21 protein-coding genes are annotated in these 26,072 nt (G+C 64.1%); 13 read left to right on the top strand and 8 right to left on the bottom strand.

Annotation, left to right across the window (positions count from 1 at the left end):
* Positions 1-5: 5 nt before the first annotated feature.
* From HH213_RS27130 to HH213_RS27115, 4 genes are all read right to left on the bottom strand, one after another.
* A complete protein-coding gene (locus tag HH213_RS27130) occupies positions 6-1,055 on the bottom strand; it encodes a PstS family phosphate ABC transporter substrate-binding protein (RefSeq protein WP_169114349.1) in 1,050 nt (349 codons plus the stop codon).
* Positions 1,055-1,783, bottom strand: coding sequence for a hypothetical protein (locus HH213_RS27125; RefSeq protein WP_371875720.1), 729 nt, complete (start codon positions 1,781-1,783; stop codon positions 1,055-1,057). Before HH213_RS27125 ends, HH213_RS27130 begins: the two co-directional genes overlap by 1 nt.
* A 26-nt stretch (positions 1,784-1,809) precedes the next feature.
* Positions 1,810-3,924: a TonB-dependent siderophore receptor gene (locus HH213_RS27120; protein ID WP_169114347.1), complete on the bottom strand. Its 2,115-nt coding sequence runs from the start codon at positions 3,922-3,924 to the stop codon at positions 1,810-1,812.
* A 110-nt stretch (positions 3,925-4,034) separates the two neighbouring features.
* Positions 4,035-6,185, bottom strand: coding sequence for a TonB-dependent receptor (locus HH213_RS27115; protein ID WP_169114346.1), 2,151 nt, complete (start codon positions 6,183-6,185; stop codon positions 4,035-4,037).
* A 189-nt stretch (positions 6,186-6,374) separates the two neighbouring features.
* Between HH213_RS27115 and HH213_RS27110 the strand changes: the two genes are divergently transcribed.
* Entirely contained in the window at positions 6,375-6,881 is a 507-nt protein-coding gene (locus HH213_RS27110; protein ID WP_169114345.1) for a Fur family transcriptional regulator, read from the top strand.
* Here the strand turns inward: HH213_RS27110 and HH213_RS27105 are convergent.
* Positions 6,805-9,864 (bottom strand): efflux RND transporter permease subunit, encoded by a 3,060-nt coding sequence (locus HH213_RS27105; protein WP_169114344.1) that lies wholly within the window; start codon positions 9,862-9,864, stop codon positions 6,805-6,807. The two genes, HH213_RS27110 and HH213_RS27105, sit on opposite strands and share 77 nt — an antisense overlap.
* Complete coding sequence (locus HH213_RS27100; protein ID WP_169114343.1) at positions 9,861-10,997, bottom strand: efflux RND transporter periplasmic adaptor subunit; 1,137 nt, start codon at positions 10,995-10,997, stop codon at positions 9,861-9,863. Before HH213_RS27100 ends, HH213_RS27105 begins: the two co-directional genes overlap by 4 nt.
* Before the next feature lie 126 nt (positions 10,998-11,123).
* On the opposite strand from HH213_RS27100, the gene HH213_RS27095 reads away from it, so the two are divergent.
* From HH213_RS27095 to HH213_RS27040, 12 genes are all read left to right on the top strand, one after another.
* Positions 11,124-11,783, top strand: a complete 660-nt coding sequence (locus tag HH213_RS27095) for a response regulator transcription factor (protein ID WP_169114342.1) — start codon at positions 11,124-11,126, stop codon at positions 11,781-11,783.
* Positions 11,780-13,096: an ATP-binding protein gene (locus HH213_RS27090; protein WP_169114341.1), complete on the top strand. Its 1,317-nt coding sequence runs from the start codon at positions 11,780-11,782 to the stop codon at positions 13,094-13,096. Before HH213_RS27095 ends, HH213_RS27090 begins: the two co-directional genes overlap by 4 nt.
* A gap of 51 nt (positions 13,097-13,147) precedes the next feature.
* Positions 13,148-13,543, top strand: a complete 396-nt coding sequence (locus HH213_RS27085) for a CC0125/CC1285 family lipoprotein (RefSeq protein WP_169114340.1) — start codon at positions 13,148-13,150, stop codon at positions 13,541-13,543.
* Between the two features lie 211 nt (positions 13,544-13,754).
* A complete protein-coding gene (locus tag HH213_RS27080; RefSeq protein ID WP_169114339.1) occupies positions 13,755-14,417 on the top strand; it encodes a response regulator transcription factor in 663 nt (220 codons plus the stop codon).
* The gene (locus HH213_RS27075; RefSeq protein ID WP_169114338.1) at positions 14,414-15,697 is read left to right on the top strand and encodes an ATP-binding protein; all 1,284 of its coding nucleotides are present in this window, start codon (positions 14,414-14,416) and stop codon (positions 15,695-15,697) included. Before HH213_RS27080 ends, HH213_RS27075 begins: the two co-directional genes overlap by 4 nt.
* A gap of 60 nt (positions 15,698-15,757) precedes the next feature.
* Complete coding sequence (locus tag HH213_RS27070; RefSeq protein WP_169114337.1) at positions 15,758-16,270, top strand: sigma-70 family RNA polymerase sigma factor; 513 nt, start codon at positions 15,758-15,760, stop codon at positions 16,268-16,270.
* A complete protein-coding gene (locus HH213_RS27065; protein WP_169114336.1) occupies positions 16,263-17,216 on the top strand; it encodes a FecR domain-containing protein in 954 nt (317 codons plus the stop codon). The genes HH213_RS27070 and HH213_RS27065 overlap by 8 nt, the downstream gene beginning before the upstream one ends.
* 2 nt (positions 17,217-17,218) lie before the next feature.
* On the top strand, positions 17,219-19,555 hold the full coding sequence (locus HH213_RS27060; protein WP_169114335.1) for a TonB-dependent receptor: 2,337 nt from the start codon (positions 17,219-17,221) through the stop codon (positions 19,553-19,555).
* 98 nt (positions 19,556-19,653) lie between these two features.
* Entirely contained in the window at positions 19,654-20,127 is a 474-nt protein-coding gene (locus HH213_RS27055; protein WP_169114334.1) for a Fur family transcriptional regulator, read from the top strand.
* A gap of 72 nt (positions 20,128-20,199) precedes the next feature.
* Complete coding sequence (locus HH213_RS27050) at positions 20,200-22,521, top strand: TonB-dependent receptor (protein WP_169114333.1); 2,322 nt, start codon at positions 20,200-20,202, stop codon at positions 22,519-22,521.
* Positions 22,522-22,647: 126 nt separating this feature from the next.
* Positions 22,648-24,273 carry a glycosyltransferase family 39 protein gene (locus HH213_RS27045; RefSeq protein ID WP_169114332.1) on the top strand — a complete coding sequence of 542 codons (1,626 nt, stop codon included), beginning with the start codon at positions 22,648-22,650 and terminating at the stop codon, positions 24,271-24,273.
* 105 nt (positions 24,274-24,378) lie between these two features.
* Complete coding sequence (locus HH213_RS27040; protein ID WP_169114331.1) at positions 24,379-24,801, top strand: Fur family transcriptional regulator; 423 nt, start codon at positions 24,379-24,381, stop codon at positions 24,799-24,801.
* A 4-nt stretch (positions 24,802-24,805) separates the two neighbouring features.
* Here the strand turns inward: HH213_RS27040 and HH213_RS27035 are convergent, their stop codons facing one another.
* Both HH213_RS27035 and HH213_RS27030 read right to left on the bottom strand, forming a co-directional pair.
* A complete protein-coding gene (locus HH213_RS27035; protein WP_169114330.1) occupies positions 24,806-25,486 on the bottom strand; it encodes a Fe2+-dependent dioxygenase in 681 nt (226 codons plus the stop codon).
* Positions 25,487-25,717: 231 nt separating this feature from the next.
* The gene (locus HH213_RS27030; protein WP_169114329.1) at positions 25,718-26,050 is read right to left on the bottom strand and encodes an antibiotic biosynthesis monooxygenase family protein; all 333 of its coding nucleotides are present in this window, start codon (positions 26,048-26,050) and stop codon (positions 25,718-25,720) included.
* Positions 26,051-26,072 lie beyond the last annotated feature (22 nt).

Below are 26,072 nucleotides of genomic sequence, written 5' to 3'. Positions count from 1 at the left end.
GGCGATTAATCCAGTTTCGATAGTTCAGCCGCTGCTTGGGCGGCGGTCAGCGGGATGTAGCCGTCTGGCTGGTCGGCGATGATCTGCTGGCCATGGAGCGACAGCACCAGCCGCAGATACTCCCGCACGAGTGGGTCGACCGGTTTGCCGGGCAGCCGGCGCACGTAGAAATACAGCCAGCGGCCATATGGATAGCTGCCATCGGAAACTTCGGCCGGGGTGCCGGTGGTTAGCTGGCGTGCTTCGTTGAGGATAGCCAGTTGCCTGACCTGCGGGTTCTCCATGCCGATGGCCGCGATACCGATGCCGGCCAGGTCGCTGCCGATGCGCTTGAGGATGGCTTCGGTGTTGCCCAGTTGCTCGTGCAGCGGTGCGAGCTGGCGGCCGTGCAGGTGTGTCTGCTGCAAGTAGTCGCCAAAGCCGGTGTATTCCGACGTGCCGTATGGGTGGATCGCGCGTTGCGTCCATTCACCTTTCAGGCCGAGCTGGCCCCAGGCTGAATAGTCGCCGTTCGGGTTGCTGATGGAAAGGATGCGGGCGACGTTTTCTGCGCTGATTTGCGTCAGCGGATTGCTGCGGTTGACGTACACCGCCAGTGTGGTCGCCAGATGGCCGCTGGTGTCGCTGCTGGTGCGGGCGATTCGGATTTCCAGCGCGTCGGCGCCCACAATCTTGCGGTACGGGACCGCTTCGATCGGGTTGATGGCACGGCCCATGGCGCCGAACAGGGTCTTCCCGTGCATGAGCAGTGGCACGGCGCTGGTGGTGCCTTTGCCGTCCACCGCAAAGCGGATGTCGGGATGGCTGCTGGTGAACAGCGTGTTGAAGCGTTCGACAATGTATTGGACGTGCTCGGCGCCGGAGAGGTGCACCGCGCCGTCGGCCGCCAGGTAGCTGGCGTCTGGTGAGATGCTGACGCGCTGCGGCTGATAAGTGGGCAGGGTGGCGTCCAGCGAACGGCTGGCGCCGGCAGCCGACGCGCTGGCCGTGCTGGCTGCCAGAAGGCCGCCGAGCAGCAGGCGAAGATGCGAACGAAAGCGGCATGATGACGCCATTATTTGGCTCCTTGCGGTGCGGCCAGTGCCCAGTCGACGGCGGCGTCAAACAACTGGCCGCCAGCGGGCGACAGATTGGTAAACGTCTCGTTATCCAAGAAAAACATCACGCGGCGTGCGGGCGCCAGGCTTTCGTAGTCCATGGTGGCGCCGCGCTCGTAGCCGAAGATGGCCGCCTTCTCAGGTTCGCCATAGATGGTCGCGATGGTGGTCGCGCCGAGGCCCGGCTTGCCCCAGCTCATCGTGGCCTGCTTCTGGTAGATGTCGATCACGCCAGCCGGCAGTCCCGCCGCCATCGGGTGCGGCGCGTTGACCAGCCAGACGTAACGTGATTTTTCTACTGTGCCGTAATCGGTGCCGGCGCGCTTGCCGGTCATGGACAGGTCGTCCAGGAGGTCCATTTCCCAGGTCATCAGCGGTGCCTTGATGTCGCGGTAAGCGCCCAGCAGGTCGCGGCTGCGGATGGTGGCTGACAGAATCACCAAATCCGCTCCTTGTGCCTGCTGCACCGGCGCATACTGGCTCTGCAGCGTGACCTTGTAGCCGCGCGCTTCCAGATGCGCTTTGATTTTCTCGTCAAACGGCAAACTCTTGCCCTCGACGCGAACCACCAGCATGATTTTCTTGCCGGGGAAGGGTGCTGGCTTCGACACCAGGGACGCGGCTACCGGTGTCGCCGGCTGCTGCGCGCTGGCGTTGCAGGCCAGCGTCAGGCCGCCCGCCAGCATCAGTGCCATCAAGGTGCGGCGCGCGCTCAAAGGTCTACCTTCATGGTCAGCTTGACGGTGCGCGGCGCGCCGGCTGCCAGACGGGTGCCGGCCGCTGCCCAGTACTGCTTGGCGCCCAGATTCTCGACGTTGATCTGCCAGGTGGTACGCTTGCCCAGCGTTTGCGTGATGTAGCGGCCGCCGGCCGTGAACAGCGTCACGCCGCCGAGGAAGGCCTGATCCAGATCGTTGACCGGACGACGGCCGGTGTAATACGCGCCGGTGTTCAGTGAGAAGCCCGGCAGATAGTCGTCCAGCGCATAAGACAGGAAGGCGCTGCCGGTTTGCTTGGAAGCGTTCTCGGGCAGCTTGCCGTTGTAGGCGTCGCTGATCTTGCGGAACTCGGGATTCAGCAACTGCGCCGACGTTTGCCACGCCAGGTTGCGCGCCAACTGCCCCTGCGTGGACAGCTCCACGCCGCGATAGTGCTGTTCGCCATCGGCCACAAATACGTTGGCGGTATTGGTGTAATAGCCAGGACGGTTGATATCGAACAGCGCCGCCGACAGCAGCGTGCCGCCCGGCGTGCGCCAGCGCACGCCCAGTTCCTTCTGCTTGCTGACGCCAGGGGCCATGCGTTCATTCTGGTTGACGGTGCCGGTCGGCGCCGGCTCGCCTTCCTCCAGACCTTGCGCGGCCGATGCATAGAACGACAGGTCGGCCAACGGACGGTAGATTACCGCCGCCATCGGCGTGTTTTTGTCAGCCGTGTAGTGGTTTACACCTTGATCACTCTTGTAATTGACCTTCCGCACGCCGCCGATGACTTGCCACTGCGGCGAGAAGGTCAGGCGGTCCAGCGCGTAGACGCCGGTATCGCTGGTGTCCAGCGCCGCCGTGGTGGGCGTGGTCGGCTTGGCGGCGTAGGTGATGGCGGTAATCGGTACCGGATCGTACAGATTCTGCGCGGCGACCGTGTAGTTGCTCTGGTAAATCGGGTCCTGGCTCTTGTCGGTGCGGCTCACGCCGAAAGTGATCTCATGCTTGACGGGACCGGTGACAGCGGTGCCAAACAGTTCCGCCCGCAGGCTGTCCGAGCCGACCACGTGGTGCTGCTGGTTGCCGGTGATGCGGCCAGCGCCGGTTGCGACAGTGGCGTTATTGGTGAAGCGGAAGATTGCCAGATTGCGATCGCGCGCCACTTCCGAGTGGCCGCCTTCCAAGGTCAACGCCCAGCCGTCGCCCAGCGCGTAGTCGGCGCGCAGTGCGGCCAGCTTGCTGGTAGCGTCGAACTTGGCCATCTCCGGTCCGACCAACCGCGAAGGATCGACCGCGCGTGGCAGCGTGATGACGCCATTGACGGCGGTCGGCAGCGTTACGGCGGCTTCCTCGGTGACCTTGCGGTGATCGTATTCCAGGTCGGCCTTCAGCAGCAGGCGGTTGTTGACGCGCCAGTCCAGCGCGGCCGAAGCGAACTCGCGGTTGCCGTTGCCGACGTGGTCGAGGAAGGTGCCGAGCGCGCCGCCGGCGGCGTTGATGCGCACGCCGAATTCGTTCTGCTCGCCGAAGCGGCGGCCGACATCGATGTTGGCCACCGCCGTGCCCTGGTCATCCAGCGTCAGGCCGGCGCTGGTGACCGGCGTGTTGCCCGCGCGCTTGGTGACGAAGTTGACCACGCCGGCCGGCGAGGTGAAGCCGTAGTACAGCGCCGAGGCGCCTTTGAGCACTTCGACGCGCTCCTTGTTCTCCATCGGCACCTGCGAGAAGTTCATGATCGGCACCGAGCCGTTCAGGCGGTAGTTGGTGCGGTTTTCCACGGCGATGCCGCGAATCACCAGCTGGTCCCAGGTGTCGCCGCCGTTTTGCTGGCGGGTGACGCCGGCGGTGTTGCGCACCGCGTCGTACAGGCCGCCGGCCGCTTGCAGGTCCAGCACTTCGCGCGTGATGACATTAACGGTGGACGGCACCTCCATCACGTCCGAACCACGGAAACTGCCGGCCTCGACCGTGTTAGGCGTGAAGCCCTGGGCGCGGGCTGCGGTGATTTGCACCGCCTTCAGGACTTGCTCGTCCTCCGTCTGGGCCATGCCAGGCAAGTGCGCGCAAGCCAATGGCGCGGCGAAGAACAGGTAGAAGAAACGCGGTCGGGAGATGTTGGTCATGAAGGAAATTGTGGGAGGAAAAATGCCGATCATATTGCAAATGCGACTCATTCGCAACTGTGGTTGGTACGTAGAAGGCCCACCAGCATTGCGCTGGCAGGCCGTGCAACTTAGAAGTTGGCGTGCAGGCTGACGCGGTAGGCGCGCGGCGAGCCTGGGGTGATGTTGTTGTCACCGTTGGCGTAGAGGTAGTACTTCTTGTCGGTCAGATTCTCGACATTGACCTGCAGCTTGTAGTTCGCGTTGATGGTGTAGAACAGCGCAGCATCCACCCGCGTGTAGCTCGGCAGCACCACCGTGTTGCTGGTCGACGCAAACATATCGTCGCGGCGAATCAGCCCCAGGCCGGCGCCCAGCGCCTGCGTGAAGTCATAACGATTCCACAGCGACAGCGTGTTCTTCGGCACCATGCCGACGATGGCGCCGTTCAGCGCGGTGGCGGAGGCGGTGGCCAGCAGCTTGGCGTCCTGGTGGGCGTAGCCGCCATTGATACTCCACGCGCTGGTCAGCTTGCCGTTGATGCCAATTTCCACCCCGTTGGTGCGCTGGCCGTCGACCAAACGATCGGCGATGCCAGTGGCGGGATTGACCACCGCCACGTTGTTGCGGTTCAGGCGATACACCGCCAGCGTGGCCAGCAGGTCTGGGTTGATTTCCAGCTTGCCGCCGATTTCATAGTTGATGAATTTTTCCGGCTTCAAGCCCTGGTTGATGCTGGTCAGGCTGCTCAACTGGTCGCCGCCGCGCGGAAACGACGCAACACTGTAGTTGGCGTACAGGGTAGCGGCCGGCGCCGGTTTGTACAGCAGGCCGACGCGCGGGGACACCAGGCTGTCGCTGCTGGACAGATCGGCGGCGCTGGCTGGAATGGCGCGCAGACCGGCCGCCACGTTGTTGTGGTAATCCAGCTTGAAGCTGTCGTAGCGCAGGCCGGCGATCAGTTGCCATTGCGGCGTCAGTTCGATCTGGTCCTGGATATAGACGCCGGCGATCTTGGCGGTGCTGTTGCCGTCGCGGTCGGCGCTGCTGCCGCCGAGCACGTAGTTGACCGGCAGGCTGCCGTCCGGGCTGGCCAGCGGCACGTTGATGGAGGTGCTGTTGTTAGAGAACAGGCCGGTCGTGCGCAGGTAGTCGGTGTCCTGCTTGCCAAGTTCCAAACCGGTCAGGAACTTGTGGCGGACGCCGCCGGTGCTGACGTCGAAGGTCAGGTCGGTCTGGTTGAACAGGTTCTTGCGCCACTGGTGGTTGTTGTACGCGGAGATCGGCACCGTGCCGGCCTTGACGTTGATCGCGCCGGCGTTGTAGTTCTGGTAGAACTTGTCGTAGTCGGTGTAGCGGGTCTTGTTCGACAGATGCATGCCGCCGCCGATTTCATAATCGATGACGGCGCTGAAGGCGTTGGAGTTGACGCGGGTAGGGCGGCTGTCGGCGCTGGCATCGCCAAAGAAGGCGTCAACCGGCAGGTCCATCGGCACACCGTTCTGCGACGGCACGCCGCGGTCGGCGGCGCGCTTGTCTTCAAAGTGCTCCAGGCCCAGCACGATGTGGGTGTCCTTGTTCGGGCGGATGGCCAGCGTCGGATTGATGCCGGAGCGTTTCAGCGTGGCATTGCGCTGGTAGCCTTCGGAGTCTTCCACCAGGCCGGTGACGCGCAACGCCATGGTGTCGTTGATGGCTTGGCCGACATCGACGGTGAGGCGGCGGTTCTGGTAGCTGCCCAGCGTCAGGTCGGCGGCGCGCACCGGTGCGCCGAAGTTGGCTTGCTTGGTGACGCGGTTGATCAGGCCGCCCGAACCGCCACGGCCGAAGATCATCGCATTCGGGCCGGTCAGCGCTTCCACCTGCTCGACGTTGTACAGATCGCGGTAGTACTCGACGTCGTCGCGCACGCCGTCGATGTAGAAGTCGCCCGAAGCATTCGCGCTGCCGCGGAAGATCGGCGCATCGCGGTTGCCCTCGCCATTGGCCATGCCAATGCCCGGCACGTAGCGGGCGACATCGGCCATGCTCTGCATGCTGATGTCCTTGATCAGCGCCTGGTTGATCACGGTCACGGTTTGCGGCAGGTCGCGGATGGCGGTGTCGGTCTTGGTGCCGGCGCTGGTGCGCTTGACCAGGTAGTCGTCCTTGGCGGCCTCACCGGTGACGGTGACGCTCGGCAGGGTGGTGTCGGTGGGTTCGGCGGCGTGAGCCTGGGCGGCGAACGCCAGGTGCAACATAAGGGCCAGCGGGGACAAGCGGAGAGTGAGAGTGGTATGCATGTCAATTCAATCTAAATATAAATGAGAACGAATCGCATTATTGTTTGCGAATTTAGGCAGCAACAATCGAAAAATTATATTTTTGGCATCCGTGGTGAACCTGCAACTTTTTAATACTGCGTTAATTCTGGTTTCGCTACCATCCGCCACCTGCGCGGTCAGCCGCATCAACCTTGAGACGAGAAAGTTATGGACAACGCACCATCCGCCAGCGCTGAAACACTGGTGTTCGCGCAACTGCTCAAGCTGGGGCTGCGGCCGACCAGCGCGCGCGTCTGCGTCTTGCAGGTGCTGAATGAACACGCGCAGGAATCGCTACCGGCCGAGCGCATCTTCCTGGCGTTGAACGCCATGGGCATCAGCGTCAGCCTGGGGACGATTTACCGGGTCTTGAGTGAACTGGAGCAGCGCGGCCTGGTGCACAAGGAATGGCATGCGCTGGACGCGGCCGGCAAGTCGCACTACGTGCTGGCGGCGTCCAGGCGGGCGCCGGCGTCATGCCTGATGGTGTGTCCGTCCTGCGGCCGTAGCCACAGCGTGACGGACAAATCGCTTACGGACGCGTTGCAGCGCCACGCCCGCACCGGCGGTTTCGATCAGGGACTGGCGTCTGCCGTGATCAGCATTGTTTGTAATCAGTGCGCCAGCCCGGCGCCGAGCCCAGCCGCTCAAACGCCAGGAACAGCACCGGAGTGATAAACAGCGTGATCAACTGCGAGAACAGCAGGCCGCCGACGATGGCGATCCCGAGCGGCTGACGCAGTTCGGCGCCTGCGCCCAGGCCCAGCGCGATCGGCAGCGCCCCCATGATAGCGCACAGCGTGGTCATCATGATGGGGCGGAAGCGCAGCAGGCAGGCCTGGCGCACCGCGTCCACCGGCGTGGCGCCATCGCGCTGGGCCACCAGCGCAAAGTCGATGATCATGATGGCGTTCTTTTTGACCACGCCGACCAGCAGCAGGATGCCGATCATGGCGATGAAACTCAGTTCCAGTCCCGCCAGCCGCAGCGCCAGCAGCGCCCCCACCGCCGCCGACGGCACGCCGAGCAGGATGGTGATCGGATGCACCCAGCTCTCGTAAAGCATGCCCAGCACCACATAGATCACCGCGATGGCGATGGCGATCAGCCATAGCTGACTGCTCTGCGATTGCTGGAACAGCGCGGCGGCGCCGGCGTAGGTGCCGAAGATCGACGACGGCAGGCCGATGCGCTGCTGGGCGTCGGCGATGGCGGCGGTGGCGTCGGACAGCGATTTGCCAGGCGCGAGATCGAAGGAGATGGTCACTGCCGGCAGCTGGCCCTGGTGGTTGACGGCCATGGTGCCGCGTCCGCGTCCCACATCGGTAAAGGCGCGCAGCGGCACCAGCGCGCCGCTGGCGTTGCGCACATGGACCTTGGCCAGGCTGCTCTCGTCGCGGCGGTACTGGTCGGCCAGTTCCATGATGACCTGGTAACTGTCTTCCGGCGCATAGATAGTCGACACCTGGCGCGTGCCGTAGGCGGCGTACAGCGTATTGCGCACGGTAGCCATGTCCACGCCAAGCGTGGCGGCCTGTTCGCGGTCGACGTGCAGTTGCGCGTCCATGCCGTCGTACTGGGCATCGCTGTTGACGCCGACCAGCACGTCGCCGCGCTTCAGCTCATCCATCAATCGCTTGGCCCATTGGTTCAGGTCGCCAGGCGTGACGGCTTGCAGCGTGTACTGATAGGTACTTTTGGACGAGCGGCCGCCGACCTTGAGGTTTTGCACCGGGCTGAAAAACACTTTGATGTTGGGCAGGAAGCTGGTTTCCTGCCGCAGCCGCGCCAGCACCTGCGCCATCGGCGGGTGTTTGTCGTGGAGCGTGATGTAGAAATTGGTGGTGTCGTGATCGACCTTGGCGGCGACGTCGCGCACTGCGGGGTCGGCCATGATGGCCTGCTGTAGCTGCTTGAGCACCAACAGCCGGCCGGCGTACGACATATCCTGCGGCGCATCGACATTGCCGGATACCTGGCCGGTGTCTTCCTGCGGGAAGAAACCGCGCGGCGCGCTGGTGTACAGCCAAGCAGTCAGTGCGAAGGTTGCCAGCGCAACCAGCAGTACCGGCAGGCGGTGCGTCAGCGCGCGCTCCAGCAGGCGCGCATAGCCGTTCAGCAGGCGGGCGAAGCCGGCTTCGAAGGCGCGGCTCCAGGCTGGCGCTGGCGCGTGCAGTTGTGCCACTTTGATGAAGCGCGGCACCAGCAGCGGGATCAGCGTCAGCGAGGCGGCGGCCGATACCAGCACCGCCAGCGCCACGACGATGGCGAATTCGTGGAACAGCAAGCCGATGGTGCCGGGCATGAAGAAGATCGGGATGAACACGGCCATTAGCGATACCGAAATCGACACCACGGTGAACGCCACTTCGCCGGTGCCCTGGACGGTGGCGGCACGCGGGTCCATACCGTCTTCGATGTGGCGCATGATGTTCTCCAGCACCACGATGGCATCATCGACCACCAGGCCGACCGCGATGGTCAGGCCCATCAGCGAGATATTGTCCAGGCTCAGGTTCAGCGCGAACATCAGGCCGAAGGGGCCGAGCAGCGACACCGGCAGACTGATGGCTGGAATCAGCGTCGCCATCAGCTGGCGCAGGAATAGCAGGATCACCAATACCACCAGCGCGATGGTCAGCAGCATGGTCAGGTTGACGTCGTGGATGGCGTTGCGGATCGAGATCGAGCGGTCGTTGAGGAGCTGGATGTGCACCGAAGCGGGCAACTGGCTTTGAAGGCGCGGCAGCATGGCGCGGATGGCGTCGACGGTGGCGACGGTGTTGGCGTCCGGCTGGCGCTGGACTTGCAGCAGGATGGCGTCGCGGCCGTTGATGGTGCTGCTGTTCTGGGTGTTTTCGATGCTGTCCTGGACTGTGGCGAAGTCGCTCAGGCGTACCGGGCGGCCGTTGCGGCTGGCGACGATCAGTGGCGCGAAGTCGGCCGCCTTCATCAGGCCGGGCGGCAGGTGCAGCGTCATCATCTGGCGCGGGCTGTCCAGCTGGCCGAGCGGGGCGTTGGAGTTGGCGGCTTTGAGTGCGGTGCTGACTTCGTCCAAGGTCAGGTCGAGCGCGGCCAGGCGGTCGGGATCGACTTCGATGCGCACGGCGTAGCGTTTTTGGCCGTTGACGGTGACTTGCGCCACGCCGCTCAGCGTGGACAGCGCTGGCACGATCAGGTTGTCGGAGTAGCTGTTCAGCTCGGACAGACGCAACGACGGCGAGTCGAGGCCGATTTGCAGGATGGGGGCGTCGGCGGGATTGACTTTGCGGTAGGACGGCGGCGTGGTCATCTCTGCCGGCAGCGAGCGGGTGGCGCGGTACAGTGCAGCTTGCACGTCGCCGGCGGCAGCGTCGATGTTGCGGCTGGCGTCGAATTCCAGCGTGATCTGGGTCTCGCCCTGGATGCTGCTGGAGGTGGTGGCCAGCAGGCCGGGAATGGAGGTAAACTGCTTTTCCAGCGGCGTCGCCACCGAGCTGGACATGGTTTCCGGGCTGGCGCCCGACAGGCGCGCGCTGACCTGGATGGTGGGCGTATCATAGGTGGGCAGCGCGGCCAGCGGGAGTTGCAGCCAGCAAGCGATGCCGGCGACGATGACGGTCAACCACGCCAGCAGCGTGGCGATGGGGCGTTGCAGGCAAAAGGCGGCAATACTCATGGCTTGCCGCCCGCTGTCTTGGCCGACGATGCTGCGTCGATCCGAATGGCGTCACCAGCGCGCAGGTTGGCGCCGCCTTCCAGCACCACGCGGCTGCCGCCGGTCAGGCCGGACACCACCGCCTGTCCATCCTGCACGCGCAGCAGGCTGACCGCCTGCCGAACCGCCTTGTTCTCCGCGCTCGCCAGATAGACAAACCGTCCGTCCGGCCCCTCCAGCACCGCTTGCGGCGGCAACGTCACCGCATTGCGGTCCGAGCCCGCCAGCACCGTCACGCGGGCATATGCTCCCGGCCACAAGTTACGATGCGGGTTGGGAAACGTGGCCTTCAAACTAATGGTGCCGCTATCCGTATTGACCACATTATTGATAAAACTGAGCTCGCCATTAACCGGCGTGCCGTCCGGACTATCGAGCTGTACGCGCAGCGGCCCTTGCGCGCGAGCCGCCAAAATCGCCGCCAAATACTGCTCCGGCAAGTTAAACTCAACGCCGATTGGCGCGAACTGTACCAACGTCACCAGCGGTGCGGCAGCGCTTGTCTGCGCCAGACTGCCCGGATGCACCGCTACAGCGCCAGTGCGCGCCGCCACCGGCGCCATGATCCGGGTATGCGTCAACACCACATGCGCACTGTCGATATCCGCCTGCGCCGCCTTCAGCTGCGCCTGCAACGCCTCAACCTTGCTGGCCGCCGTATCAACCGCGCTGGACGTAATAAAGTTCGACTTGACTAACTCCGATGAACGGCCGTAATCGCGCTTGGCATCGGCCAATTGCGCGCGAATCTGCGCCGCCTGCGCCTCGCTACGCTGCAATTGCGCGCGGGCGTCGGTATCGTCCAGCGTGAACAGCAACTGGCCGGCCGCCACATCGTCACCCTCCTTGAAGTGGATGCTGACGATCACCGCCGTCATCTGCGGCCTCACTTCAACCTGGTTCAGCGCCACCAGATGGCCTTGCGCCGCCAATTCCAGCGGCAAATCCTGCTGCCGCGCGACGGTCACGCTGACCAGCGGCGGCGGTTTGGCGACCGCCGTGGTGGAGGGCTTGGCACGCAGCGCGTAGGCCAAAGAAGCGCCGGCGGCCAATAGCAGCGCGGCAAGAAGCAGGGGACGTTTGAGTATCAGCATCCGGCGATGCTAAACGGCTCAGCGTTAAACCACTATTAAAGCCGGGCGTTAATACGCCTTTAATAAAGCATTTCGTACACTGCCACCAGCTTGTAATTTGAGAAGGTGCGGAAGCGAGGTGCGGTGATGCGATTGCTGTTGATAGAAGACGATCCCATGATCGGCGAAAGCATGGAAGAAGTGCTGCGCAAGGAAAATTACGCTGCCGACTGGGTGCGCGACGGCGACAACGGCCTGCTGGCGCTGCGTCAGAACGTCTACGACCTGGTGCTGCTGGACCTGGGCCTGCCGAAAAAACAGGGGATGCAGGTGCTGCGCCAGTACCGCGCCCATGGCGGCGACGTGCCGGTGCTGATCGTGACTGCCCGCGACGCCACTGTCGCCCGCGTTGAAGGACTGGACGCCGGCGCCGACGATTACCTGGTCAAAGCCTTCGATGTCGACGAACTGCTGGCCCGCATCCGCGCGCTGCTACGTCGCGGCAAGGCGCCTAACCAGGCCGTGGTCCAGCATTGCGGCTTGCAAGTTGACATGGCCGGCCACATCGCCAGCTTTAACGGCGTGCCACTGCACTTGCCAGCCCGCGAATTCGCCGTGCTGCGCGCTCTGCTCGATGCGCCGGGCACTGTGGTGTCCAAAAGCCAGCTGGAAGAACGCATCTACGGCTGGGGCGAAGAAATCGAAAGCAACACCATCGACGTCTACATTCACCATTTGCGCAAGAAGCTGGGCACCGGCTTCATCCAGAACATCCGTGGCGTCGGCTACAAGCTGGCCAGCGCATGAAAACCATCCGCACCCGTCTGCTGCTGGGACTGATGACCGGCACGCTGGGATGCACGCTGGCCGCCGGCATGCTGCTGTACATGCTGGCCGACCACGAGGCCGACGAACAGTCCGACCAGCGTTTGCGCCAGCTGGCGTGGTCGTTGCCATTGCAAGCGCCGGTGCCATGGCGGTTGCCGCATGAGAGCGATCCGGACGACCAGTTTGACGTACAGGCCTGGAATGCCGAGCAGCAGCCGGTGCATGTGTCGCAGCGCGCGCCGGCGCTGCCGTTGCCGCAACCGCAGGGCTATGTGACGGTCGGTTATCACGGCGAGCGCTGGCGCGTGTATGCGGATGTGGTGGCTGGCTACCACTTACAGGTGTCGCAGCCGATAGCAATCCGCCAGCGGGTGGCCGCGCATATGGCGCTGCGCATCGTACCGCCGTTGCTGTTGCTGCTGCCGGCGATGGCGATCCTGATCTGGGTCGTGGTCGGCCGTGCGCTGCAGCCGCTGGAGCGGCTGACCAAGGCGCTGCGTGGCCGCACGCCGGCCGCCTTACAGCCGCTGGACGACGACGGTCTGGCGCCGGAACTGTTGCTGATCGTGGCGGCGCTCAACGGTTTGCTGCGCAAGGTGGCGGACGCCATCACCACGCAGCGCAATTTTGTGGCGGATGCGGCGCACGAACTGCGTTCGCCGTTGACCGCATTGAAACTGCAACTGCAACTGGCCGAGCGCGCCGCCGATGATGCCAGCCGGCAGACCTCGTTCCGCAAACTGCACGAGCGGCTCGACCGCGCCACCCATCTGGTGCAGCAGTTGATGACGCTGGCGCGGCAGGAGCAAAGTGCCGTGCCCCCAACTTGCACCGATTGCGACCTGCTGAAAATCGCTGGCCAAGTGGTGGCCGATCACACGATTTACGCGGACAGCCGGCGGATCGATCTTGGCGTCAGCGCCGACGCGCAATCAGTGCGGGTGTGCGCGCAGATGGACGGGCTGGCGATCATGCTGAGCAATCTGGTGGACAACGCGCTGCGCTATACGCCGCTGGGCGGCCAGGTCGACGTGATGGTCGGCCAGCAGCAGGGCCGCGCTTATTTGCGGGTGTGCGACAACGGCCCAGGCGTGCCGGAAGCGGGGCGTGAACGTCTGTTCGACCGCTTCTACCGTCCGGACGGCAACGAGGTATGGGGCAGCGGCCTCGGCCTGTCAATCGTCAAGAGCGTGGCCGATGCGCACCAGGCCACGCTGAGCTTGCATAACGGTAGCGGCGATCGTGGACTGGTGGTGACAGTACTGTTCCCGCAAGCAGCTGTAATCGCGTAGAGTAGCGTAATGCTGCTAGCCGCATAGAGGATATCTATTGAGGAGTAAAGCATGAAAACCAAGTTCACTTTCATTCTGGCGTGTGCAGCCCTGATCGCCGGCTGCGCCACGGAATACCAACCGCATAGCAGCGAAGGGGGCTACAGCGAAGCAGCGATCGAAACTGGTGTGTGGCGCGTCAAGTTTGCCGCCACGCCCTATACGCTGCAACAGCAGATCCAGGATTTCTCGCTGTTGCGCAGCGCGGAGCTGACGCTGCAACAGGGCTACAGCCACTTTACGCTGTCGGCGCCTGATGGCAAGACCATCGCCCAGCCGGGCCCCGACGTAGTGGTGCGTATGTTCAAGCAGCGGCCCGAGGAAGGTGTTGTTCAATACGATGCTCGTTCGGTGTGCAGGCAGCTGGGCACGCACTACGACTTGACATGCCGCGACCGATCACAGTGAGGCGATTAATCTTCCTGAAGTGCGGTGCGGGCGGCTAGCAGGGGCACATCGCGGCCCATCTGCCTGCTCGGCAATTGTCATCAGTTGCTGGAACACTTCCGCGCCGTCGGTAAGTCGCCTTCCCCGCTGCCGGCTGTGCCGCGCCGCTGGCAGCGTAAACTGTTTGGCGACGCCGCCGGTTGTACACTGTCGGTTTTTTGGAGGGAATCCGGTGCGGCTGCTGTTGGTGGAAGACGATCCGATGATCGGCGAGAGTATCAAGGATGGTCTGCTGGGCGAAAGCTACGCGGTGGACTGGGTGCGCGACGGCCAGGCGGCCGATGTGGCGCTGGCCACCATTCCCTACGACTTGCTGCTGCTGGACCTGGGCCTGCCGCGCAAGCAGGGCATGGACGTGCTGACCACCTTGCGCGCGCGCGGCGACGGCCTGCCGGTGCTGATCATTACCGCGCGCGACAGCACGCCGGCGCGGGTCGAAGGCCTGGATGGCGGCGCCGACGACTACCTGGTCAAGCCCTTTGACCTGGACGAACTGCTGGCCCGCATCCGCGCCTTGCTGCGTCGCCGCGTCGCCCGCACCCGTTCGCTGGTGGTGCACGGCGCGCTGACGCTGGACCTGGCCAGCCACGAAGCGCAGTTTGACGGCGCGCCGGTGAAACTGTCGGCGCGCGAATTTGCGCTGCTGCGGGTGTTGCTGGACGACCCCGGCAGCGTGATCTCCAAAGCCCAGCTGGAAGACAAACTGTACGGCTGGAATACCGAAGTCGAGAGCAATACGGTCGACGTCTACGTACACCGGTTGCGCAAAAAATTCGGTGCCGACTTCATCAAGAACGTGCGCGGCGTCGGCTACAAGGTCAAGCTCGCACCATGAAAACCATCCGTCAACAACTGTTAATCGGCCTGCTGTGCACGACGCTGGCGTGCGTGCTGGGCGCCGGCACCGCTTTGTACCGCTCCCTGCTGGCGGAAACCAATGAACTGGCCGACCTGCAACTCCGGCAACTGGCGATCGCGCTGCCCGGTGGTGCGCAGGAGGGCAGTCACGATCCGGAGGAAGCGTTCGTTCTGCAAGTCTGGAACAGCAGTGGCGCGGTGGAGATGACCAATGCCGCCGGACTGCCGCCGTTACCACGCTATGACGTGCAGGGCTACCGGGATGTGATCTGGAACTACGCCACTTGGCGCCTGTATGGGCAAGAGCTTGGCGGACGCTATGTTCAGGTGGCGCAGCCGCAAGCGGCGCGGGACCATCTGGCCCGGCACATGGCCTGGCGCGCCGGCCGGCCGCTGCTGGCGATTGCCGTGATTTTCGCGCTGCTGGTGCTGGCCGTGGTGGGGCGGGCGCTGCGTCCTCTGTACCGGCTGGCGGAGGCGGTAGGCGACCAGTCGGCCACCGCCTTGCGGCCGATCGACGCAGCCGGCATGGCGCCGGATTTGCGGCCGGTGGTGGTGGCGTTGAACGGTCTGATGAGCAAATTCGAGGAGGCGATGGCGGCGCAACGGACGTTTGTCGCCGACGCCGCCCACGAACTGCGCTCGCCGCTGACCGCCCTCAAATTGCAGCTGCAACTGGCCGAACGGGCCGGCACCGCCGCCGAGCGGGCGCTGGCGCTGGCCAAGCTGCATGAACGGCTGGATCGCGCCAGTCATCTGGTGCAGCAACTACTTAGCCTGGCCCGGCACGAGTCAGAGCAGGGCGAAGCGCAGTTGCAGCCGGTGGATGTGGGCGCGCTGCTGGCCAGCGTGGTGGCCGACCATTCGGCGCTGGCCGACAGCCGCGATATCGACCTCGGCGTCGAAGAGTCCGCGCCGCTGGTGCTGCAAGCCGAGCGCGAAGGCTTGCGGGTGCTGCTGAATAACTTGGTCGATAACGCGCTGCGCTACACGCAACGGGGCGGCCGGGTCGACCTGCTGACCGGGGTGGAGCAGGGCAAGCCGTTCCTGCGCGTGCGCGACAACGGCCCCGGCGTCGCGCCCGAACATCGCGCCCGCCTGTTCGACCGCTTCTTCCGTCCGGACGGCAATGAGGTCTGGGGCTGCGGGCTGGGCTTGTCGATTGTGCGCAACATCGCCAACCACCACCAGGCCGATATTCGCCTCGACGACGGCGAGCACGGCAAAGGGCTGAGCGTGACCGTGCTCTTCCCCTGAAGTTGGCACTGCGGGCGATTTATGGAATAATGGGAACGATTCTCATTATTATTCTGGTCCATGCCCGATCTTTCCGCCGACGCCGATGCAGTAGAAACACTGTACAGCAGCCACCATGGCTGGCTGCATCAGTGGCTTTGGCGCAAGCTGGGCTGCCGCGACGGCGCCGCCGACCTGGCGCATGACACTTTTGTGCGCCTGCTCAGCGCCAAGCCGCTGGACGCGCTGCGCGAACCGCGCGCCTACCTGAGCACCATCGCCAACGGTTTGCTGGTCAATCACTGGCGCCGCCTGACGCTGGAGCGGGCTTATCTGGAAGTGCTGGCCCAACAGGAGGCGGCCCTGGCGCCGTCGCCGGAAGAGCGCGCGCTGACCATCGAAGCGCTGATGCAGGTGGACGCCATGCTGCGCAAGCTGTCGGTCAAGGCGCGCGAGGCTTTCCTGCTATCGCAGACCGAGGGACTGACGTATGCCGTCATCGCCGAGCAGTTGCAGGTGTCCGAGCGCATGGTCAAGAAATACATGGCGCAGGCGATGCTGCAATGCCTGTTGATCAGTAACGGCGATGCCTGAGAGCGTCGTACTCGAATTCAGCGTATTGGAGCAGGCGGCCGAATGGTTTGCCGCCCTCAGCGCGCCCGACGTCCAGCCGGCCGAGCGGCAGGCCTGGCAACGCTGGCTGGAGGCCGCGCCGGAACACCGCGAAGCCTGGCGCCGCGTCGAAGACATCCATAGCCGTATCAATGCCTTGCCCGGTGGCCCTGTGCGCGCCGCGCTGGTTGCGCCGCCACGTCAGCGCCGCCGTGCGCTGAAAGCCATGCTGTTGCTGGCTGCCACCGGCGGCATCGGCGCGCTGCTGGCGCGGCGCGAGAATACGCTGACTTATCTGGCCGCGTTCAACGCGCAGCATCGCACCGCCGTTGGCGCCGTGGCGCAGTTGCCGCTGCCGGACCGCACCCAGGCCTGGCTGAATACCGACAGCGCCGCCGACCTGGCCTACGACGACAGCCAGCGCCTGATCGTGCTGCGGCGGGGCGAAATCCTGCTGCACAGCGGTACCGACCAGCATGCGCCGTCGCGGCCGCTGCTAGTGGAGGCGCGCGGCGTGCGTCTGCGCGCGCTGGGCACGCGTTATTCGGTGCGCTTGCTGGAGCAGGGCACGCGGCTGTCGGTGTATGACGGTGCGGTGGAAATCAACGGCGGCAGCGTGGTGCCGGCCGGCGCGCAGGTGGATATCATTGACGGCCTGCCGGGCGCGATGACGCCGGCGTATGAAGACAGCTCGGCCTGGGCCCATAAATTGCTGATTGCCACGCAGATGCGGCTGGATGATTTCCTGGCCGAGCTGGCGCGCTACCGCCACGGCCATCTGGCCTGCGATCCGTCGCTGGCCGCCATGCGGCTGGTCGGCAGCTATCCGCTGGGCGACACCGACCAGGCGCTGGACATGCTGCAAGCGGCGCTGCCGGTGCAGGTAAAGCGCACGCTGCCGTGGTGGGTTACCGTCACGCCGCGCTGATCATGAAGAAGCTGTCTTTGCTGTTGCTGCTACCATCGTTGGCCATGGCGGCGCCAGTCATACCCGCCGGCACACTGGATCAGGTGCTGCGCGCGTGGATGCTGGCCAGCGGCGCCTTGCTGACGGCCGACGGCCGCCTGACGCATGGGGTGGACAGTCCCGGCCTGGCCGACATTTCCTCGCCGGAGCGCGACCTGCCGCGCATGCTGGCCGGCACCGGGCTGGAAGCCGTGCGCCAGCCGGACGGCAGCTATCTGCTGCGCGCCATGCCGGTGGCGCCGCTGCCGCCGGCGCCGCCGTCTTCCGAGGCCGAAATCCAGGCGCTGGACCGCCTGCCCGAAATCGTCGCTCACGCCGAGCCGATGTCCCTGTACGACGCCGTCAGCCGCTTCGCCGTCAAGGGCGGCGCGGCGCTGCGCGACACGCCGCAGGCGCTAACCATCGTCGAGGCTGACCAGATCCGCGACCGCAGCCTGCTCAGCATGGACGACCTGCTGGCCTACGTGCCCGGCGTGCAGCCCAGCCTGGGTGAAGGCAACCGCGATAATGCCGTTTTCCGAGGCTACAACTCCAGCGCCGACTTCTACCTGAACGGCATGCGCGACGACGTCCAGTATTTCCGCGACTTCTACAACATCGAAACGGTCGAGGTGCTGAAAGGCCCGAACGCCATGGCGCTGGGACGCGGCGGTTCCGGTGGCGCGGTCAACCGCGTCAGCAAGCAGGCGCAATGGCGCGACATCGGCGACGCAGACTTTCTACTGGGCGAATGGCGGCAGCGGCGCGCCAGCGTGGATGTCGGCACGGCGCTAAATCCGCAACTGGCGTGGCGGCTGAACGCGGTCGATGAGAACTCCGGCTCGTTCCGCAACGGCGCCTGGCTTAAGCGCTACGGCATCACTCCCGCACTGGCCTGGCGCGATGGGGCAGCCACGCTGGTGCAGGCCAGCTACGAGCACTTCCGCGACCGCCGCAGCACCGACCGTGGCGTGCCGTCGCTGAACGGGCGGCCGGTGGCCAGCGATCCGTCCACCTTCTTCGGCGACCCGGTCAACAGCCATAACGGTGTCGAAATCGACAGCCTGACCTTGCGGCTGGAGCATCAGCTGGCGCCAGCGCTGCGGTTCAGCAGCCAGCTCCATTACGCCGTCTACGACAAGTATTATCAAAATGTCTTCCCCGGCGGCATGGAGGACAGCACCCATGTGCGCATGCTGGGCTATGGCACGCGCACCCGCCGCAGCAACCTGTTTTATCAGGCCGGCGTGGACGCCACCGTCGATAGCGGCACGCTGCGGCACCATCTCAGCGCCGGCATCGAGCTGGGTCGCCAGCGCGCCGACAATGCCCGCACCACCGGCTATTTCGATACGCTGGGTACGGACGTGCGCTTCGTCTCGGTGCCGCTGGCGCAGCCAACCTTCGACTTGCCGGTCAGTTTCCGCCCGTCGGCCACCGACATGGCCAACGCCAGCACGGCGACCAACGCCGCACTGTATCTGCAAGACCAGCTGACGCTGTCGCCGCAATGGCAGGTGGTGGCCGGGTTGCGTGCCGAGCGGCTGGATGTGGCTTTCCGCGACATCCGCAACGACCTGCAACTGGCCAGCCATGACCGGCCGCTGTCGCCACGGATGGGTGTGATCTACCGTCCGCTGCCGCAGCTGACGCTGTACGCCAGCACCAGCAAGGCCTACGCGTTGCGCGTGGGCGAACAACTAGCGTCGCTGACGCTGGCCAATCAGGATCTGGCGCCGGAGATCGTCCGTAACCGCGAAGTCGGCGCCCGCTGGGAGGATGGCGACAAGCTGTCGGCCAGCCTGTCCGTCTACCAGCTGCGGCGCGCCAATGTGCTGGTGGCCGACCCGGTCAATACCGGCGAGAACGAGCTGGTGGAAGGCCAGCGCGGGCAGGGCGCGGAACTGGAGCTGTCCAGCCGCATCACGTCCGGCTGGACAATCAACGCCGGCTACGCCTGGCAGCGCTCGCGCCTGACGGCCACCCAATCCGCCTCCTCGCAGACCGGCGCGCAGATGCCGTATGTGCCGCGCCAGTCGCTGTCGCTGTGGAGTACCCACACGCTGGCGGCCGGGCTGGAAGGCGCATTGGGTGTGATCGCGCGCAGCAGCATGTTCAGTTCCACCAGCAATCTGGTGCAATTGCCTGGCTACGCGCGGCTGGACGCTTCGCTGTACTACCAGATCACCCCACACAATCGCCTGCAACTACGGGTGGAAAACCTGTTCGACCGGGGCTATTACGCTTCGTCTTATAACGATAATAACATTTCTCCCGGCACGCCGCGTGCCGTGCGGATCAGCCTGCACAGTCGCTTCTAAGAAGAATAATAAAAATAATTCTTATTTCGGTTCCCTTTTTTAAAGCTCGTTTGGCAAGGTAGATACAGGACCATTGCACAGCGATAGAGGGAACCCACATGCAGCCGTCACACCATGAATCAGCGCAGCAGCTGCGCGTCCAGGAATGGATGCGCAAGTCGCCGTTACGCGTTACGCGCGCCCGCGCCAGCGTGGCGGCGGTGCTGCTGGAGCAGGCGCAGCCGGTCTGCGCCGAAGTCGTGTTCCGCTGCCTGCTGGAGATCGGCGAGGACGTCAGCCTGGGTTCCGTGTACCGGATTCTCAAGCAGATGGAGGAGGACGGGCTGGTGCTGCGCGACCGCCATGTCAGCTCCAGCGGCGTTAAGGCTGCCTATTCCATCGCCGGCACGCCCACGCCCAGCCGTTCCTACGTATTCCGCTGCGATGTCTGCCAGCGCCAACAGCGCATCGCCGATGCGGTGCTGGCGGCACAACTGGCCAGCGTCGCCGCGCTGGAGGGCTATGCGCTGGACACCGACATCGCGATTCCAGCGCGCTGCCGCGACTGCGTGCCGAGCACTGGGCAATCCTGACCACTCTTATACAGCCAGCCGGGAGCCGCGCTCCTCAGCCAGCCAACAACTATGACTGACCTACGGAAGATTATGAAATCGACAGAAAAAAGCGCCGGCATCAAAAGCCGCAAGCACGCGACCCCAACCCTAAGCCGCCTGCATCTGGCCGCCCTGGCTACGCTGGCCGTGCCGCTGGCGCTGCACGCGGAAGTGGCGCCGGAACAGCCGCAAAAGCTGCCGGAAGTGGTGGTCGATGCGACCCGCACCAGCGACTTCCAGACCACCAAATCGGCCAATGAGAAATTCACCGCGCCGCTGCTGGATACGCCGAAATCGGTGACCGTGATCACCTCGGAAGTGATCTCGCAGACCGGCGCCGTGTCGCTGACCGACGCGCTGCGCACCGTGCCTGGCATTACCATCGGCGCGGGCGAGGGCGGCAATCCTGTCGGCGACAATCTGTTCATCCGTGGCTACAACGCGCAAACCGACACCTATATCGACGGCATCCGCGACACGGGTTCGCAGTCGCGCGAAATCTTCGATCTGGAGCAGATCGAAGTGGTCAAGGGCCCGAATTCGGCCTACGGCGGCCGTTCGTCGGCTGGCGGCGGCATCAACCTGGTCAGCAAATCGCCAAAGGCGGAAAACTTCACCAACGCCAGCCTGGGCCTGGGCTCGGCACAATACCGCCGCGGCACCGTCGACATCAACCGCGTGATCAATGACGACGTCGCAGTCCGCCTGAATGTGATGGGCCACGACGCCCACGTCGCCGGCCGCGACGAAGTCAACGGCAACCGCTGGGGCATCGCGCCGAGCATCACGCTGGGCATGCACTCCAGCACAAAGGCCACGCTGAGCTACTACCACATGCAGTCGGACGAACTGCCGGATACCGGCATCCCGTTCAACAACCCGTTCACCACAGGCACCAACGTCAGCAAGAACGGCGACGGCACGCCGATCAGCGTCCCGCGCGAGACCTTCTATGGCCTGGTGGACCGCGACTTCCGCAAGACCCAGAGCGATATCGGCACCATCGACGTGCGCCACGACTTTGCCGACGGCATGGTGCTGCGCAACGTGATCCGCTACGGCAAGACCGACAACGATTACGTCTGGACGCAGCCGGATGACTCGAAAGGCAATACCATGTTGTACGGCACCGTATGGCGCCGCGCCAACACCCGCGTCACCAGCACCGATTCGCTGGCCAACGCCACCAGCCTGAGCGGCAGCTTCACTGCGGCCGGCGTCAAGCACAGCTATACAACCGGCGTGGAAATCAGCCGCGAAGACACCGACCGCAGCAGTTACCTGTTCTCGCCGGGCACCAACAACCCGGTCAACAATGCCGGCACCGCGTGCCCGATCTCCGGCGCGGCCACGCTGTACAACTGCACCACTACCATCAATCCGAATCCGAACGACCCGTGGGCCTATACCCGCACGATTTCGCCGGCGCGCACCAGCGTGGTCACCAACACCCGGTCGGCTTACGCCTTCGACACCGTCGAGTTCACGCCGCAGTGGCTGCTGAATGTCGGCCTGCGCTGGGATGATTACCGCAGCGTGCTGGACGTGCCGATGTACACGCTGAACGGCGCCACCACCGCCGCCTCACACGCCGAAGTGAAGTCCAACTTCACCAACTACCAAGCTGGCCTGGTCTACAAACCGTCGACCAATAGCAGTATCTATGTGTCGTACGGTACTTCGTCTACGCCACCGGGCAATGACGGCGGCGACGGTCTCGATTCGCTGAGCAGCACCATCCAGAACCTGAAGCCGCAGGACAGCAAGAACTACGAGCTGGGCACCAAGTGGGAAGTGCTACCGGGTGGCCGCCTGTCGCTCAGCGCAGCCGTGTTTGAGAGCGAGATGAACAACGCCCGTGTGACCGCGCCGGATGGCACCACACAAAACGTCGGCAAGAAGACCATGAAGGGCGTGGAGCTGGGCGTTAGCGGCAACATCACCAAGGAATGGCAGGTCTTCGGCGGCTACACCTACCTGGACGGCAAAGTGGACGACAACGGTTCGGTCAACGTCGGTACCACCCTCGTGCCGAACTGGCAGCCTTCGCCGTACAACGGCAACGTTTTCCCGACGACGCCGAAGAACAGCGCTTCGCTGTGGACCTCGTACTCGGTGCTGCCGGGCGTGGTGGTGGGCGGCGGTTTGAACTATGTGTCGAAGGTGTACGCCAACATCAACAACACCAAGTACGCGCCGGGCTACACGCGCTTCGACGCCATGGCCAGCTATGACGTCAACCGTCATATTACGCTGCAACTGAATATCCAGAACCTGACCGACAAGCTGTACTTCGACAAGGTCTCGTCGCCGCACTACGCCGGCGTCGGTCCTGGCCGCAGCGCGACCCTGACGGCCAATTTCAAGTATTAATTGCCGTGACTTCGAAAGCCCGCGTCATTTGACGCGGGCTTTTTTTTTCGCTGGCGCATGCTTTAACACAGGGTTAATAGTCAAGGAATTAGACTGCTGCGACATTTTCGTCTTTCATGTGTTTCCATGCCTGCATTCTTCCGCACCAGGACAGCGCAGTATCTTCTGGCTGCCGTCTTTATCGTGTTTTCCCTGCTGGTGCTGAACCTGCGCACGCTGATCCCGCCGGATGAGGGCCGCTATGCCGAAATGGCGCGCGAGATGCTGCTGAGCGGCGACTGGGTCACCACGCGCCTCAACGGCATCAAGTATTTTGAAAAGCCGCCGCTGCACACCTGGATGAGCGCCGTGTCGTTCGCCCTGTTCGGCATCGGCGACTGGCAGGCGCGCTTGTGGAATGGTGTGTGCGGCATTGTTGGCGTGCTGATGGTGTCTTATACGGGGCGGCGTGTGTTTGGCGGCCGCGCCGGTCTGTACGCGGCGCTGGTCTTGGGTTCGACGCTGTTCTGGGCGGCGGCGTCGCAATTCAATTCGCTGGATTTGCCGGTGGCCGTCACCATGGCGCTGGCCTTGTGCGCGCTGCTGATCGCGCAGCAGGATGACGCCGATACGGCGCAGCGGCGCCGCTGGATGCTGGTATGCTGGGCCGCCATGGCGCTGTCGCTGCTGGCCAAGGGGCTGATCGGCATCGTGCTGCCGGGCGGCGTGCTGTTTATTTACGCGCTGGTGAGCGGCGACCGTGGCATCTGGCGCCGCCTGCATCCGGTGACCGGGTTGCTGGTGTTCCTGCTGCTGGCGCTGCCGTGGTTCCTGCTGGTGGCGGCGCGCAATCCCGAGCAGCCTCAGTTCTTCTTTATTCACGAGCATTGGGACCGGTTTTTCCTGAAGACGCATCATCGCGATGGTCCGTGGTACTACTTCCTGCTGCTGTTACTGCCGGCCACCATGCCCTGGATGGCGACCTTGCCCGCCAGCCTGGCCGCAGCGCGCAAGCGGGTGGAGGGGCGCTTCCAGCCGGCGCGTTTGCTGCTGGTGTGGACGATCTTCATCCTGGTGTTCTTCAGCTACTCCAGCTCCAAGCTGCCGGGTTATATGCTGCCGGTGTTCCCGGCGATGGCGCTGCTGGCCGGTGTTTATCTGGACCGGGCCTCGCGCAATGCTGCCTTGAGTGCGCCGGCCTTGCTGGTGATCGTTGGCGTTGCCGGCGTGGTATGCACGCGATTCTTCCCGATCATTAATCTGCCGCTGCTGGGCGCAGCGTTTGGCGTGGCCATCCTTTGCGGCGTGGCGGCCTCTATCGCGGAATGGCGCGGGCAGCGCACCGCGATGCTGGTGCTGGCTGCGCTGGGCGGCTGGATGCTGACACAACTGAGCATGACGGCGTACGAAACGCATGGACGCCAGCAGGCCGGTTGCGACGCCGCGCTGGCGATCCGCGCCGAGCTCAAAGACGACACGCCGGTGTATGCCGTTGGCACCTATGAGCAGTCGATGACGTTTTACATGGGCCACACGGTGATTCCGGTGGCGTACAGCGGGGAATTGGATTTCGGCTTGCAGCAGGAGGCCTGGCGCGGCGTGGCGTCGATGGATGCGTTCTATGCGCGCTGGCTGTTGAACGCCGGACGTGGCGTGCCGCAATATGCGATTGTGCGCGACGATTTGTACGGCGTGATGCGCTTGCGCGGACTGCCGATGATCGAGCGTGCGCGTGGCGAAGGCATCGTCGTGGTCGCCTCGCCGCTGAAGTAGTTCCCCTTTTTGCGTTTCGCTTGGCAAAGGAGGGAAAGGAAGTCACCCATGCTCTTACCGTGCGCAATACCTCCCGAATGGGACCATGACCCAGTTGGCCAGCGCGTGCAGCAGTGGTTGCGGCAAACTTCACTGCGGCTGACGATCGGCCGGATGGCGGTGGTGCGCGTGCTGGTGCAGGCGCAAGGACCGGTCGATGCCGAATCGGTGCTGCGCGGAATGGCGGAGCAGGGCAATAGCACCAGCCTGGCGACGGTGTATCGCATTTTGAAGGAACTGGAACAGCATGCGCTGGTGGAGCGCGAATGGCATCACAATTCGCTCGGCACCCGCTCGTGTTATTTGATCAAGCTTGGGCCGCAGCGCAAACGCGCGTGCTATTTCCACTGTGACGTATGCGGACGGCGGCGCAAGCTTGCCGAACCGGCACTGGCGAACCAACTGGCCGCGGCCGCCGAGCACGAAGGCTACGACGTCCGGCAGGAGCTGGTGGTCGTCTCGCGCTGCGCGGCGTGCATTAAAAATTGACGTCTCAGACTTCGCTCCACTGGCGCAGCAGGTTGTGATAGTGGCCGGTCAATCCGACCATCTCGTCACAGTCGCCCAGCCGCGCGCGCAGCGACTGGATATTGCGGTCCAGTTCCAGCAGCAATGCGCGACGGCCATCGTCGCGCACCATACTCTGGGTCCAGAAGAATGAGCAGACGCGCGCGCCACGCGTGACCGGCTCGACGCGGTGCACGCTGGTGGACGGGTACAGAATCAGATCGCCCGCCGGCAGCTTGACCTCATGCACGCCGTACGCGTCTTCTACGATCAGTTCACCGCCGTCATATTCTTCCGCGTCGCACAGGAACAACGTGCTGGAGACGTCGGTACGCAGCCACTGGCCGGTGGCCGGGATGCGGCGCATGGCGCCATCAATATGATTACCGTAATGCTCGCCGCCGGCGTAGCTATTGAACAATGGCGGGCAAGTGCTTAACGGCAGTGCCGCCGAGAAGAACAGCGGATTATTGGCCAGCGCATCGAGCACGATCTGTCCCAGTTCTCGCGCCAACGACGAGGTTTCCGGCAACTGCCGGTTTTGCTTGACCTTGGCGCCCTGCGTGCCGACGGTGGCGCGGCCGTCTACCCAATCGGCTTCGTCGAGGCGGCGGCGGATGTGGGCAACCTGGTCGCGGGACAAAACTTCTGGGATATGCAGCATCATGCCAATCGGCTCCGGTTGAGTTGAGGCGCTTAGCATAACCTTTAATCCGCTGGTAAAGAAAGCTTTGCGCCGCGATTTTTGTCGCCACACCCGCTCCGCGTTTTCGCATTGCCTATCGCCGCCGAACGACTTGCGCTAAGCAGTGTCCCGCGCAGCGTCGCCCGTGCAGCCGAACTGCCAATTTAGACATGCCGATGGCGTCCGCCAGCCACCGAACGCCAGGGAGCAGTGTTAGCCGATGGCATCGATGCTCCGCACTACGCGGCAATGGATCGCTTGCGGTTTCAGGCCAGCATCCACGGCGCGGATCGCCGCCTGCAGGTGTTTGCCTTGCGGGTCCTCGCCAAACGCCCGGAACGCCGCTTCGTCCTTCCATTGCGCGTAATTGATGACGTGCCGGCCGTCGTGACTGGCGTGGAAAGTCGAGGAAATAAAGCCCGGCCGCAATCGCACCCATCGCTGGACTTCGCCGACGATGGCATCAATCAGCGCAAGTTGCTTTTCAGGGCTAACGTCAAACCGCACGATCTGTGTAAAGGTGTTGTCTTGGTGGATAGTGGGCATATTGTTCTCTCAGAGTAAAGAA

The sequence above is a fragment of the Duganella dendranthematis genome (assembly GCF_012849375.1).
Classification (GTDB): domain Bacteria; phylum Pseudomonadota; class Gammaproteobacteria; order Burkholderiales; family Burkholderiaceae_D; genus Rugamonas; species Rugamonas dendranthematis.
Note: the sequence above shows the minus strand (reverse complement) of the source record. Positions and strands in the feature narration are given on the sequence as shown.